The organism is Rathayibacter sp. VKM Ac-2928 (genome assembly GCF_022815545.1).
In the GTDB taxonomy this organism is placed as follows: Bacteria; Actinomycetota; Actinomycetes; order Actinomycetales; family Microbacteriaceae; genus Rathayibacter; species Rathayibacter festucae.
Genome location: NZ_JALGRU010000002.1, coordinates 446,620 through 459,261, shown reverse-complemented (window position 1 = coordinate 459,261; position 12,642 = coordinate 446,620). Strand labels below are relative to the sequence as shown.

The window sequence follows — 12,642 nt, the reverse complement described above, 5'->3', positions numbered from 1 at the left end:
AGACGGACCGATGCGACTCCACACCACGACGACCGGAGACGGCGAGCGCCGGCTGGCCCTCGTCCACGGCCTCGGCGCCGACGGGGCGACCTGGGCGCCGCTCGCCGAGCGGCTGGTCGCGACCGGCGAGTACACCGTCACCACGGTCGACCTCCGCGGGCACGGCCTGAGCGACCGCGCCTCCCGCTACCGCCTCGACGACTTCGCCGACGACCTCGTCGAGACCCTGCCGGCGGGCCTGGACGGCGTCGTCGGGCACTCGCTCGGCGGCGCGGTGCTGGTGCGCGCGGTGCCGCGCCTCCGCCCCGCGCAGGCGGTCTACCTCGATCCGGGCTTCGCGCTCGCGCTGCCCACCGCCGGAATCGCGGGGCGGCTGTTCTGGGCGGTCCCGCAGCTCACGATGGGCGTCGCCGGCCTGGTGCAGGCCCGCAAGGGGGCCGCGGTGCGCCGCGGCTACCCGCCGGAGATCCGCGCCGCGCTGGATGACGCGCGCGGCCGGTTCGACGCCTCGATGGCGATCGGCGTCTTCCGCGACGTCGCCTTCCACCCGGTCGCGGTCGGCGCTCCGGCCGTGCCGTCGGTCCTCGTGCTCTCCGACGACTCGCCCGCCGTGCTGCCCGATGCCGTCGTCGACCGGCTCGAGGCGGCGGGCTGGGGCGTGCGGCGCGTCCCCGGCGTGCACCACGACCTGCACCTCGAGGCGCCGGAGCGGACCTTCGAGCTGGTCGCCGGGCTCCTCCGTCCCGGCGCGGAGCGGCGCTGACCGGCACGGCACCCCATGGCGAGCCGACGGGCCCGGCGGCGCACATCGGCGACTCATAGACGACCGAGACGAGCCGCATAGCGCGCCTTCCTACTGTCGGGACGTCGAGCGGACCCCACCGCTCGGCCTCCCCGACCGAAGGACGCCATGTTCGCCACCTATCTCCGGCGAGAGCTGACCAACCGCCGCCGGCAGACGATGATCATCGCCGCCGGAATGGCGCTCGCCATCGCCCTCGTGATCCTCGTCACCTCGTTCTCCGCCGGAGTCCGCAGCGCCCAGGCCTCGGTCCTCGAGTCCGTCTACGGCGTCGGCACCGACATCACCGTCACCCAGGCCGCCGTCGCCCCGACGGAGGGGCAGGCCCCCGGCCAGCGCTTCGACTTCGGCTCGACCGACGGGACGACCGACGACGGCACCACCTCCGTCAGCCAGTCGCGCCTCGAGGCCGACCGCGGCACGACCACCTTCGACGCCTCGGCCGTCGCCACCGCGCAGGGCGTGACCGACGTCTCCGCCGCGATCGGCGTCCTCGCGCTGAACAACACGACCTTCAGCGGACAGCTGCCCGACTCCGCCCAGCAGGGCGGCACCAGCGGCACCGGCGGCACCGCGGGTCAGGGCGCCGCAGGCACCGCTCCGGCGGCTGGCGAGGCGCCCACGGGCGGCCCGGACGGCGCGGGAGGCTCCTCCTTCGGCGTCGACTCCTTCTCGGTGCTCGGCCTCGACCCGGCCGGCTCCGCGATCGGCCCCCTGGCCGACGTGAGCCTCACCGACGGCCGCACGTTCACCGCGGACGACGCGGGCCAGAACGTCGTCGTCGTCGACTCCTCCTACGCGACCACGGCCGCGCTGTCCGTCGGCTCGACCGTCGACATCGGCGGCACCGACTTCAGCGTGATCGGCATCGTCACGACCGACTCCACGGACGCGAGCACCGCCTCCGACACGTACATCCCGCTCGACGTCGCCCAGACTCTCTCCGGCCAGGCCGGACTGATCTCCTCCGTCTACGTCCAGGCCGCCTCCTCCGAGGACATCTCCTCGATCCAGACCGCCCTGCAGACCGCGCTGCCCGACGCGACCGTCTCAACGCAGGCCGACCTCGCCTCGAGCGTCTCCGGCTCGCTCTCCACGGCGGGCAGCCTCGTGGCGAACCTCGGCACCTGGCTCTCGCTGCTGGTCCTCGCCGCCGCGTTCCTGATCGCGATCCTGTTCACCGTCTCGGGCGTCACCCGGCGCACCCGCGAGTTCGGCACGCTCAAGGCGATCGGCTGGAGCAACGGCGCGATCGTCCGCCAGGTGGCCGGCGAGTCCGTCGTCCAGGGGCTGATCGGCGGAGCCGCGGGCATCGTCCTCGGGCTCGTCGGCGTCACGATCGTGAATCTGATCGCACCCACGCTCTCGGGCACCTCCACCACCACCTCGGCGATGGGCGCCGGCGGTCCCGGCGGCGGCTTCGGCGGAGGCGGCCCCGGCGCCGCGCAGACCGCCGCGGCCACCGAGGTGGCGCTCTCGCTCCCCGTCACCGTGCCGGTGATCCTGCTCGCGGTCGGCCTCGCCGTCCTCGGCGGACTCCTCGCCGGAGCCCTCGGCGGCTGGCGCGCCTCGCGCCTGCGCCCCGCGGCCGCGCTCCGCTCGGTCGGCTGACCCCCTCGACTCTTCGACTCCTCGTCCCCGGAAGGACACCCGCATGTACACCCTCACGAACGTCACCAAGAGCTACGACGGCGCGAAGACGACGGTCACCGCGCTGAAGGACGTCACCCTCACGATCCCGGACGGGCAGATGGTCGCGATCCAGGGACCGACCGGTGGCGGCAAGTCGACGCTGCTGCAGATGCTCGGCGCCCTCGACCGGCCCACCTCGGGCACCGTCGTCCTCGGCGAGCACGAGATCTCCTCGGCGGGCGACGCGCGTCTCGCCTCGATCCGGGCGCGGGAGGTGGGGATCGTCTTCCAGAGCTTCAATCTGATCCCGACGCTCACCGCGCTCGAGAACGTGGAGACGGCCCTCGCTCCTCAGCGCATCCCGCGGGCGGAGCGGGCCGAGCGGGCAAAGGCGGCCCTCGCCTCCGTCGGCCTCGCGGACCGGCTCGACCATCTGCCCGCCGAGCTCTCCGGCGGTCAGCAGCAGCGCGTCGCGATCGCCCGCGCACTGGTCAAGAACCCGACGGTGCTCCTCGCCGACGAGCCGACCGGCGCCCTCGACGAGGACACCCGCGACGACATCATGACCCTGCTCGAGACCCTCTGGAAGGACCTCGGCCTCACCCTCGTCATCGTCACCCACGACTCCGCCGTCGCCCGTCGCGCCCAGCGCCGCCTGCACCTCAAGAACGGCCACGTCCGCGACGTCGCCTGAGCCCATGCTGATCGAGCAGCCCGCGCAGCGGGCGTATCGAGATCCACCACCGTTCGAACAGCGGGTCTCGATACGCGCTGCGCGCTACTCGACCAGCAGAATGCGCCTGCTCCTCGGTCGGCCGCGCCTCCCGCTGAGGCCCCGCCTCAGCCCGCGTGCTCCCGCAGGAACGCCAGTGCACGCGGCCACGCGTCCGTCGCCGCGTCCGCCCGGTACATGCCCTCGTTCGCGTCGTTGAAGAACGCGTGCCCGGCTCCCGGATACACGACGATCTCCACGTCCTTGCCCGCGGTCGCCTCGCGGATCCCGGGGACCTGCGCCATCAGCGGTTCGTCCTGGTCGCCGTAGAATGCGAGGACCGGCACGCGCAGCGAGCCGAGCTCCTCCGCCGAGGCCGTGTTGTGCCCGTAGAACGGCACGGCCGCGGCCACGCGCGGCTCCGCGAGCGCGAGGGCCCAGCTGAAGGTCCCGCCGTAGCAGAAGCCGGTGACGGAGACGCTCGTCGTCCCCTCCTCGCGCAGGAGCCGCTCGACCAGCGCCCGGAGGATCGCGATCGTCCGCACCGCGTGCTGCGGCGTGAACACCGGGGCGAAGAACGTCCGCAGCTCCACCTGGCGCGGCAGCCGGCGCACCGGGTGGTCGTAGTCCGCGCGCTGCTCGGTCTCGAGCTGCTCGAGCAGCCCGCTGTCGGCGAGCAGCTCGGGCGCGACGACGCGGAAGCCCTCTGCCGCGTAGCGGTCGGCGACCGAGCGGATGTGGCCGTCGACCCCCCACACCTCGTGGATCAGGATCAGGACGCGCCCGCCCTCTCCGCTGCAGTACACCGGTACATCGTGGTCGGCCAGGGTCCAGGTCTCATCGCTCGTGGGCATCTGCGCACCCTAGCCCCGCCGGCCGGGAGCACACCCACCGGTGGACCTCCGGCACGCAGAACCTCGTCCGGCTCGTCGAACCGGCCGATTCCCGCGAGCCGGAGCCGATTCCGCGAGCCGGAGGTGCCCCGGAGGTGCGCTCAGCCCGCCGCAGCAGTGAGCGGCGGCGCCACCAGAATCTCGTCCCACTCCCCCTCGGGCCGCTCCCAGCGGAAGCCGTGCCGCTCGTAGAGCCGGCGCGCGGCGCTCCCCCGCAGCACGTCGAGGCGGAAGGGCCGGTCGGCGCGCCCGTCCTCGAGCATCACCCGCCGGAGGACCGCCCCGCCGATCCCGCGCCCCTGCGCGGCGGTCGCGAGGTAGAAGTGCTCGATCCAGACCGCGTCGTCCTCGAGTCGCGACGCGATGCAGCCGACGACCTGGCCGTCCGCCTCGATCACGCGGGTGTGCTCGGGCCGGTAGCCGTCCAGGAAGCGGTGCCGCACCCGGTGCTCGTCGTAGCGGTCGAGCCGCTCGAGGTCGGGCCGCATCACGACGGCGCGCAGCTCGGCGATCACCGGGGCGTCGTCGAGCCGCCCCGCCCGGAGGCTCCAGCGCGGAACCCCGTCGAGCTCAGCGCCCACGGGGCTTCCGGGTCCGCCGCACCGCCGGCCGCGCGGTACCGCCGGGGCGGGCGGGCTTCTTCTTCCCGCCGCCGGCCTTTTCCAGCTTCTCCCGCGCCTCGCGGGCCTTCGCCTTCGCCGCCTTCGCCCGCGACTCGACCTTCGGCGTCGCCGCGGTGCCGCGCGTGGTGTTCGCGCTGCGGCCGCGGACCACGCCGATGAAGTCCTCGACGTCGTCGGTCTTGTCCTCGGTCGCCCAGGCGAGCCGGACGCTCGTGGGCGCGACTCCGGTGACGGGGACGACCCGCACGTCCTTCCGGCTGTGCACGCGGGCGACGGACTGCGGCACGATCAGCACGCCGACTCCGGCCGCGACCTGCTCGACGGCGTCGTCGAGGCCGGCCATCCGCGGCAGCGCCCGGCGGGTGCCGTCCGCGATCTCCGCGGCGAGCGCCGCCCACTCCGGCACCGTCTCCGGCTCCTGCAGCAGGTGCTCGTCGGCGAGGTCGGCGACGTCCATCTCCTCGGCGTCGGCGAACGCGTGCTCGCGGGGCAGGATCGCGACGGGCTGCTCCTCGTAGAGCAGGATCGAGCTGACGGAGTCGCTGCGCACGTCCCCGCGCACGAAGACGATCTGCGCGCGGCCGTCGTGCAGCACCTCCTCCTGCTCGCTCTCCGCGATCGGGAGCACGCGGAGCCGCAGGTCGGGGCGGCGCTCGGACCAGACCCGGGTCCACTTGGTCGGCGTGACGCCGGGCACCAGAGCGATCAGGAGCGCGGGGCCCTCGGGCTCGGCGCCCTCCGGCTCGGCGTCAACGGGCTCGGTGGCGTCGGGCTCGACGTCGTCCGGCTCCGGCATCTCGAGGTCCGTCTCAGCGGCATCGGCCCCGTCGTCCAGGCCGACCGCGTCCTCGCGGGGTGCCGGCTGCTCGCGGGGGTCCGGCTCGTCGCTCATCCGTCCAGGGTAGGTCCTGCGCGCCCACCGGTAGGGTTGCCGCATGGCCAAGGCGACACAGACGATGAAGGCTGCGACCGCGGCGAAGAAGCTCCAGATCTTCCTCCCCGCGACTCCGGAGGAGTTCCAGGAGTCGGCGATCACCCGCGAGCAGTACGACGACCTCGTCGCGAACCCGCCCGAGTGGCTGACGACGCTCCGCGAGACCGGCCCGCACCCGCGCCCCGTGATCGCCTCGCGCCTCAACGTGTCGATCTCGGGCCTCGCCCGCGGCGGCATCGACGAGGCACTGACCACCGAGCAGATCCAGGCCCTCCTCGACGAGGTCCCCGAGTGGCTCCGCGTCGAGCAGAACTCCTACGCCGAGGTCCGCCGCGAGCAGGCCCGCCTCAAGTCCGAGCGAGCCGCCAAGGACGCCGAGTCCGCGTAAGCCGGACTGCCGCGAGATGCCACTTGTGCACGCGACACGCCGTGAAAGGCGTGCACAAGTGGCATCTCGCGGGGGGGCGCGTCAGAGGGTGGGCGTCCAGATGCGCATCGTGGAGGGGCCGCGGTTCGCCCAGCGGTAGTAGGGGTGGAACTCTGCGGTGAAGCGCTCGCCGAGCTCCGCCGAGACGGAGTACGGCCACGCGGACGCCGGGGCGTCGCGGCACACGAGCGCCACCCGGGCGCCGTCGCCGACAGCGACCGGCGAGACCTCGGCGTCCACCGCCACGTGCTCCGTGTCGAGGCCGTCCGGCAGCTCGAGCGACTCCAGCGCCAGCACGAACGGCCCGCGCTCCACCGCGACCTGCCCGCGCACCGCGTCGATCCGCGGGTGCGGCGTCACGAAGCGCGCCGGCATCGGCAGCGACAGCCGCACCACGTCGCCGGCCGCGAACGCCCGCCGCACCGTCACCGTCGACAGCCCCGCGTCCACCGCCTGCCCGTCCAGCAGCGCCGTCCCGCGCGCGAACGGCGGGATCCGCAGCGTCAGCGCGAACTCCGCGTCCGCGAGGACCCGCACCGCGATCTCGCCGTCCTCCGGATACGCGGTCTCCACCTCGAGCGACACGTCGCCCGTCGTCACCCGGTACGCCCCGTACTGGTGCAGCTGCACCCCGTCGTCCGTCGCGGTCGCGAAGCTCAGCTCGACGCTCGCGAGGGTCCGCGCCGTGTTCGTCGGACAGCAGGACACCCAGAACCACGGCGCCCGCAGGCTCGACTGCGCCCGGTCGGTCTCGACGCTCTCGTCCGGCGCCACCCCGTCCACCCGCTGCTGCAGCGTGTTCGTGTAGAAGAAGGCGCGCCCGTCCTCGCGAGTCGCGGGCAGCACGGCGTTCAGCAGCGTCCGCTCCATCAGATCCGCATAGACCGCGTCGTCCGAGCGCAGCAGCAGCCGCCACGACAGCATGTTCGACGCGATCGCCGCGCAGGTCTCGGCGTAGGCGCGGTCCGGCGGCAGCTCGAAGTCGGCGCCGAACGCCTCGTCCTGGTGGTGCGAGCCCATCCCGCCGGTCAGATAGGTCCGGCGCGCGACCGTCGCCGCCCACTGCCTCCCCACCGCGGCCTCGAGCTCCGCGTCGCCCGTCTCCACGGCGACGTCGAGCGCCCCCGCGGAGAGGTACAGCGCCCGCACCGCGTGCCCGCGCAGCACCTCGGCCGAGCGCACCGGCACGTCGTCCTGGAAGTACTCCGGCCCGAAGGCGATCGGACCGAGCGTCCCAGTGCCCCGCCGCTCGACGAACAGCCGCGCCTGCTCCAGGTACCGACCGTCGCCGGTGGCCCGCGCCAGCTCGGCGAGCGCCGGCTCGATCTCGGGATGCCCGCAGACCGCGACGCGCCCCTCCGCCCCGAACACCTCGATCACGTGATCGGCGAGACGCCGCGCGACGGCCGGCAGCAGGTCGTCGTACCCGGTGCGCAGCCGCGCCACGGCGGCCTGGATCAGGTGGCCGAAGCAGTACAGCTCGTGGCCCCACTCCAGATCGGAGTAGCGCGCGCGCTGCCCCGGCCGGCCGAAGCTCGTGTGCAGGTAGCCGTCCTCGTCCTGGGCCCCCGCGACCCGCAGCACCAGCGCCTCGTACTGCGCAGCGAGCGCCGGATCGTCGGAGCGGCCCAGCTCCCACGCCATCGCCTCGAGCAGCTTGTAGACCTCCGAGTCGACGAACTCGATGCCCGCGTGGAGGTCGCCGCCGGCCGCCGAGGAGATCGCGCCGTTCGCCGCGCGGTCGAAGTTGCCGGCCCAGCCGACCCGCTCGATCCAGCTCAGGCAGTGGCCGATCACGGCGTCCGCGCCGAGCCGCTGGTAGTGCTGCCAGAAGCCGCCGGTCAGCCGGATCTCGTCCTGGCGCAGCGGCCGGAGCGCGCCCGCAGTCGGGGCGACGGGGCCGCCGAGGGCGACGGTGGTGGTCAGGGTCACGAGGATCTCCTAGGAGGAAGAGGGTCAGTCCTTGACGGCACCGGCGGTGACACCCGCCGAGACGTACCGCTGGGCGACGACGAGGAGGAGGGCGGCCGGGAGCGAGGCGACCACGGCGGTCGCCATGATCGAGTTCCACTCCTGGTTGTTGTTGCCGATGTACTTGTAGATGCCGAGCGTGATCGGCTGGAGCTTCCCGCCGCTGTCGAGGGTCGACGCGAAGATGAAGTCCGACCAGGCCCAGAGGAACGCGAAGAGCGACACCGTGACGACGGAGTTGCGGCTGATCGGCATGATCACCGAGGTGAAGGTGCGCCAGGCGCTCGCGCCGTCCATCCGCGCGGCCTGGGTCAGCTCGTCGGGGATGCCGGACATGAACGCGGTGAAGATCAGCACGCCGAACGGCACCGCGATGGTCGAGTCGGCCACGATCAGCCCGGGGATCGAGTTCAGCAGCCCGAGGTTGAGGTAGATGGCGTAGAAGCCCATCGCCATGATGATCGCCGGGATCATCTGCGCGATCAGGAGGACGAAGGAGAGCCCCTGCCCGCCGCGCGGCCGCAGCTTCGCGAGCGAGTACGCGGCCGGAGCGGCGATCGCCACGGTCAGCAGCACCGTGCCGAGCCCGACGATCAGGCTGGTGCCGAGGTACGGCAGCTGCTCGCTCAGCACGGCCTGGTAGCCCGAGAAGGTGGGCGCGAACGGGAACCAGTCCGGCGGATCCTTCCGCATCGATCCGGTCTGCGTCAGTGAGACGTTGATCATCCAGTAGACCGGGAACAGCATGACCGCGGTGAGCAGCACGCCCACGAGGGTCAGCCACCAGGGGCGCCGGGCGCTCATGCGTCGGCCTGCTTCCGCTGGACGCGGATGTAGATCAGGCCGAAGACCAGCGCAAGGATTATCAGCAGGTTGCCGACCGCCGCCGCGGGGCCGAAGTCGGGCAGCATCGACCCGAAGCCGAGCTGGTAGGTCCAGGTCGCCAGGGTCGTCGACGAGTCGGCCGGCCCGCCCTTGGTCATGATCCAGATGATGTCGAACACCTTCAGTGTGTAGACGAGGCCGAGCAGGATCGTGATCGCCGACACCGGGCGCAGCAGCGGCAGCGTGATCCGCCAGAACTGCTGGGCGCCGGTCGCGCCGTCGAGCGAGGCCGCCTCGTAGAGGTCCTGCGAGATGTTCTGCAGCCCGGAGTAGAGGATCACCAGGTTGAACGGGATGCCGATCCAGATGTTGGCGATCAGCACCGCGATCAGCGAGGTCGACGGCGAGGTCAGCCAGTTGATCTGCCCGATCCCGAACGACTCGAGGAACGCGTTGACGATCCCGGAGTCGCTGTTCAGCATCCACGACCAGGTCGACGCCGAGACGATCAGCGGCAGCAGCCACGGCACGAGGAACAGCGCCCGGAGCGTGCTCGCGAGCGGGAAGCGCCGGTAGAAGAAGACCGCGAGCGCCAGCCCCAGCGTGAACTGGAAGATCAGCGAGACTCCCGTGAACACCGCGGTGTGCAGCAGCGCGGGGCCGAAGGTCGGGTCGCGGAAGACCTGCACGTAGTTGTCGAACCAGACGAACGGGGCGTTGCCCTGCACGAAGGAGCGGACCGTGTAGTCCTTCAGGCTCAGCTCGAGGTTGCGGTAGAGCGGGAAGGCGTAGAACACGAGCAGGTAGACGACGAGCGGGGCGAGGAACGCCCACGCCGCGAGCTGCCCGCCCGGCCGCCGCCGCCTGGGCGCCGGGGCCGCGACGGCCGCGACCCCGGGCTCGGCCTCGCGGCGCAGCAGCCGCCCCGTCTCAGTGGCCGTCGTCATCGTTCCTCCCGCATGCTGGTCGAGTAGCCCCGCATCGCGCCCTGCATGCTGGTCGAGTAGCCCCGCAGGGGCGTATCGAGACCCACCACCGCAAGAACCTCGGTTCTGCAGACCACCCCTCCGACGCCGGCAGATCCCGAGACGCCCGCCGAGCGGACTGCTCGATCAGCAACGGGCTCCACACCGCTCATCACTGCGTCGCGGACTCGGCCGCCGACTGCGCCGCCTTCAGCGCGTCGGCCGGCGACTGCGAGCCGCTCAGCGCGGTCTGCACCGCAGACCAGAGCTGCTCGGAGATCTTCGGGTACTTCGTCCCGAGGTCGTCCGAGGTGCGGCCCTTCGCGGCCTGGACGGCCTCGACCCAGGGCTCGAGGTCGGCGTTCCCGGCGACCTGCGCCTCCTGCGCCGCGGCCGTCGGGGCGATGTACGACAGCGTGTCGTCGGTCGTCACCAGGTTCTCCGTCGAGGTGAGGCACTCGGCGATCGCCGTCGACGTCTCGTAGCGCGCCTCGTCCTTCTGCACGGGCAGGGTGAGGAACTCGCCGCCGGTCGGGGCGGGGGCCGAGCCGCCGTCCTTCGCGGGGATGGTGAGGATGCCGTAGTCGATGCCGGAGGCCTTGGCGTTCGCGAGCTGCCAGGTGCCGTTCTCGCCGAAGGCGTACTCGCCGGTCTCGAACTCCTGCCAGCTGGTGGTCTGGGTGTTGCCGATCACGGAGTTGGGCGCGTAGCCCTTCTCCAGCCAGTCGGTCCAGAGCGAGACCGCGTCCACGGCGGCGTCCGAGTCGAGCTCGGTCAGCTCGGCGCCGGAGCCCCAGAACCAGGGCAGGAACTGGAAGGTGCCCTCCTCGGTGCCGATGCCCGAGAACGTGATGCCCTTGCCGCCCGAGGCGGTGACCTTCTCGAGCGCGGCGGTGAGGCTCGCCCAGTCGGTGATCGAGGAGACGTCGACGCCGGCCGTGGCCAGCACGGTCTTGTTGTAGTACAGCGCCAGCGTGTTCGCGCCGATCGGGACGCCGAAGGTGTCGCCGCCGACCTCGCCCGCGGCCAGGATGTTGGCGTCGATGTCGCCGGTCTCGAGGCCGTTCTCGGCGGTGGTGGTCAGGATGCCCGACTCGGCGAGCGTGGAGACGACCGGGTTGTCGACGAGCAGGATGTCCGGCGAGCTGCCCTGCTGCCCGGCGAGGAGCGCCTTGTTGGTCAGGTCGGTGGTGTCGTAGCCGGTTCGCTCGACGGTGACGCCGGCCTCGGTGCCGCAGGAGTCGATGAGCTTCGCCCAGTCGGACGACTCGTCGAACTGGGGGTACGGGTCCCAGAAGGTGTAGGTGCCGCCGGCGGCGGAGGAGTCGCCTCCCGAGCCTCCCGCGCAGCCGGTCAGTGCTGCGGCTGCGGTCCCGAGCAGGACGGCGGCGGCGAGGCCCCGAGTGTGCTTCCTCTTCATCGCGGATGTTCCCTTCGTCGTTGACGGGTAGTGCTGGCCGGTCTCGGCGACCGCCGGACCGAAACTACTTTCTGCGGGTTCAAAGTAGACAGGGCGGGAAGGTCGAGTCAAGAGTTGTCGCGTTTTCGGTGTTTTCGGTTCGCGGGATCCTGTGCGAGGATCGTCCAGGGCGCACCGGCGTCCCGCGGAAGGAGGACGTCATCGCGCCGCGCAAGCCCACAGGCACCATCACGCTGACCGACGTCGCCCGCGAGGCCGGCGTCTCGATCGCCACCGCGTCGAAGGCACTGAACGGCCGCGACCAGGTCCGTGCCGAGACCCGCCAGAAGGTGCTCGACGCCGCCGCCGCGCTCTCCTTCACCCCGAACCCGTTCGCGCAGGCCCTCAACTCGCGCCGCACCGGCACGATCGGGATGCTCACCAACGACCTCGACAACCGCTTCGTGCTGCCCGTGCTGCTGGGCGCCGAGGACGCGTTCGGCGCCGGCTCCACCTCGGTGTTCCTCTGCGACGCCCGCGGCGACTCGATCCGCGAGCAGCACCACATCAAGAACCTGCTGGCCAAGCGCGTCGACGGGATCGTCGTGCTCGGCCGGACGACCAACCCGCGCCCGTCGATCACCGCGACGATCCCCGTCCCGGTCGTCTACGCCTACGCACCCTCCGAGGACGAGCGCGACTCCTCCTTCACGCCCGACAACACGCTCGCCGGCGTGCTCGCGGCCCGCCACCTGATCGAGCGCGGGCGCACGCGCATCGCGCTGATCAACGGGGAGCCCAGCTATACCGCCGCGCACGACCGCGCCCGCGGCGTCGAGCGCGCGCTGACGGAGGCGGGCCTCCCGCTGGTCGGCGGCGACGTGCTCTACGGCCAGTGGTCGGAGAGCTGGGGCCGCCAGTGCGCCGAGTCGCTGCTCGCCGCGCACCCCGATCTCGACGCCATCATCTGCGCGAGCGACCAGATCGCCCGCGGCGCCCTCGACCACCTGCGCGAGAGCGGGCACCCCGTGCCGCGCGACGTCGCCGTCGTCGGCTTCGACAACTGGGACCTCCTCGTCGAGGCCGCCCGCCCCCCGCTCACCAGCATCGACATGCAGCTCGAGGCCCTCGGCCGCGCCGCCGCCGAGGAGCTCTCCCACGCCATCCACGGCCGCGCGACGCCCGGCGTCCGCTCGATGCCCGTGCGCCTCGTCCCCCGCGAGTCCTCCGGCTGACCGCGACCGGCCGGCCTGCGGCGGTCCGGCGGTCGGGTCTCGATACGCCGCGTCCCGCGGCTACTCGACCAGCATGCATCCGGTCGGGCAGGCCTCTTCCTGCAGGTCGAGCAGCCCCGTCCCTGCTGGTCGACCAGGCCCGTTCATGCCGGTCGAACGGACCTGTTCATGCCGGTCGAACGGGCCTGTTCATGCTGGTCGAGTAGCCCCGCAGGGGCGTATCG

General features: G+C 72.4%; 12 protein-coding genes. 5 read left to right on the top strand and 7 right to left on the bottom strand.

The genetic code is table 11. From position 1 onward, the window contains the following. The first annotated feature begins 10 nt into the window (after nucleotides 1-10). The 3 genes from MT350_RS09740 (at nucleotide 11) to MT350_RS09730 (ending at nucleotide 3,128) form a co-directional block, all read left to right on the top strand. Nucleotides 11-763, top strand: a complete 753-nt coding sequence (locus tag MT350_RS09740) for an alpha/beta fold hydrolase (protein WP_243598360.1) — start codon at nucleotides 11-13, stop codon at nucleotides 761-763. Between the two features lie 147 nt (nucleotides 764-910). After that, nucleotides 911-2,413 carry an ABC transporter permease gene (locus MT350_RS09735; RefSeq protein WP_243598359.1) on the top strand — a complete coding sequence of 501 codons (1,503 nt, stop codon included), beginning with the start codon at nucleotides 911-913 and terminating at the stop codon, nucleotides 2,411-2,413. A 43-nt stretch (nucleotides 2,414-2,456) separates the two neighbouring features. Continuing rightward, entirely contained in the window at nucleotides 2,457-3,128 is a 672-nt protein-coding gene (locus tag MT350_RS09730) for an ABC transporter ATP-binding protein (protein WP_243615838.1), read from the top strand. A 146-nt stretch (nucleotides 3,129-3,274) separates the two neighbouring features. Here the strand turns inward: MT350_RS09730 and MT350_RS09725 are convergent, their stop codons facing one another. From MT350_RS09725 to MT350_RS09715, 3 genes are all read right to left on the bottom strand, one after another. Next, the gene (locus MT350_RS09725) at nucleotides 3,275-4,000 is read right to left on the bottom strand and encodes a dienelactone hydrolase family protein (RefSeq protein WP_243598357.1); all 726 of its coding nucleotides are present in this window, start codon (nucleotides 3,998-4,000) and stop codon (nucleotides 3,275-3,277) included. 140 nt (nucleotides 4,001-4,140) lie between these two features. After that, nucleotides 4,141-4,620, bottom strand: coding sequence for a GNAT family N-acetyltransferase (locus MT350_RS09720; protein WP_243598356.1), 480 nt, complete (start codon nucleotides 4,618-4,620; stop codon nucleotides 4,141-4,143). Beyond that, nucleotides 4,610-5,554 (bottom strand): LysR family substrate-binding domain-containing protein, encoded by a 945-nt coding sequence (locus tag MT350_RS09715; RefSeq protein WP_243615837.1) that lies wholly within the window; start codon nucleotides 5,552-5,554, stop codon nucleotides 4,610-4,612. The genes MT350_RS09720 and MT350_RS09715 overlap by 11 nt, the downstream gene beginning before the upstream one ends. 43 nt (nucleotides 5,555-5,597) lie before the next feature. Between MT350_RS09715 and MT350_RS09710 the strand changes: the two genes are divergently transcribed. Next, complete coding sequence (locus MT350_RS09710; RefSeq protein WP_243581339.1) at nucleotides 5,598-5,984, top strand: DUF5997 family protein; 387 nt, start codon at nucleotides 5,598-5,600, stop codon at nucleotides 5,982-5,984. Between the two features lie 81 nt (nucleotides 5,985-6,065). Here the strand turns inward: MT350_RS09710 and MT350_RS09705 are convergent, their stop codons facing one another. From MT350_RS09705 to MT350_RS09690, 4 genes are all read right to left on the bottom strand, one after another. Next, a complete protein-coding gene (locus MT350_RS09705) occupies nucleotides 6,066-7,955 on the bottom strand; it encodes a beta-L-arabinofuranosidase domain-containing protein (RefSeq protein WP_243599440.1) in 1,890 nt (629 codons plus the stop codon). Nucleotides 7,956-7,979: 24 nt separating this feature from the next. Continuing rightward, nucleotides 7,980-8,798 (bottom strand): carbohydrate ABC transporter permease, encoded by an 819-nt coding sequence (locus tag MT350_RS09700; protein WP_123447302.1) that lies wholly within the window; start codon nucleotides 8,796-8,798, stop codon nucleotides 7,980-7,982. Then, nucleotides 8,795-9,766, bottom strand: coding sequence for a carbohydrate ABC transporter permease (locus MT350_RS09695; RefSeq protein ID WP_123736118.1), 972 nt, complete (start codon nucleotides 9,764-9,766; stop codon nucleotides 8,795-8,797). Before MT350_RS09695 ends, MT350_RS09700 begins: the two co-directional genes overlap by 4 nt. A 190-nt stretch (nucleotides 9,767-9,956) precedes the next feature. After that, complete coding sequence (locus tag MT350_RS09690) at nucleotides 9,957-11,204, bottom strand: extracellular solute-binding protein (RefSeq protein WP_243599439.1); 1,248 nt, start codon at nucleotides 11,202-11,204, stop codon at nucleotides 9,957-9,959. Nucleotides 11,205-11,332: 128 nt separating this feature from the next. Here MT350_RS09690 and MT350_RS09685 point away from each other — a divergent pair, with 128 nt between their 5' ends. Further along, entirely contained in the window at nucleotides 11,333-12,418 is a 1,086-nt protein-coding gene (locus MT350_RS09685; protein WP_308197347.1) for a LacI family DNA-binding transcriptional regulator, read from the top strand. Nucleotides 12,419-12,642 lie beyond the last annotated feature (224 nt).

Excerpts from the sequence above, each read along its gene's own strand:
- MT350_RS09735 (WP_243598359.1), top strand. The coding sequence starts at position 911 with ATGTTCGCCACCTATCTCCGGCGAGAGCTGACCAACCGCCGCCGGCAG.
- MT350_RS09740 (WP_243598360.1), top strand. The coding sequence starts at position 11 with ATGCGACTCCACACCACGACGACCGGAGACGGCGAGCGCCGGCTGGCC.
- MT350_RS09695 (WP_123736118.1), bottom strand. The coding sequence starts at position 9,766 with ATGACGACGGCCACTGAGACGGGGCGGCTGCTGCGCCGCGAGGCCGAG.
- MT350_RS09690 (WP_243599439.1), bottom strand. The coding sequence starts at position 11,204 with ATGAAGAGGAAGCACACTCGGGGCCTCGCCGCCGCCGTCCTGCTCGGG.
- MT350_RS09710 (WP_243581339.1), top strand. The coding sequence starts at position 5,598 with ATGGCCAAGGCGACACAGACGATGAAGGCTGCGACCGCGGCGAAGAAG.
- MT350_RS09715 (WP_243615837.1), bottom strand. The coding sequence starts at position 5,554 with ATGAGCGACGAGCCGGACCCCCGCGAGCAGCCGGCACCCCGCGAGGAC.
- MT350_RS09725 (WP_243598357.1), bottom strand. The coding sequence starts at position 4,000 with ATGCCCACGAGCGATGAGACCTGGACCCTGGCCGACCACGATGTACCG.
- MT350_RS09730 (WP_243615838.1), top strand. The coding sequence starts at position 2,457 with ATGTACACCCTCACGAACGTCACCAAGAGCTACGACGGCGCGAAGACG.
- MT350_RS09700 (WP_123447302.1), bottom strand. The coding sequence starts at position 8,798 with ATGAGCGCCCGGCGCCCCTGGTGGCTGACCCTCGTGGGCGTGCTGCTC.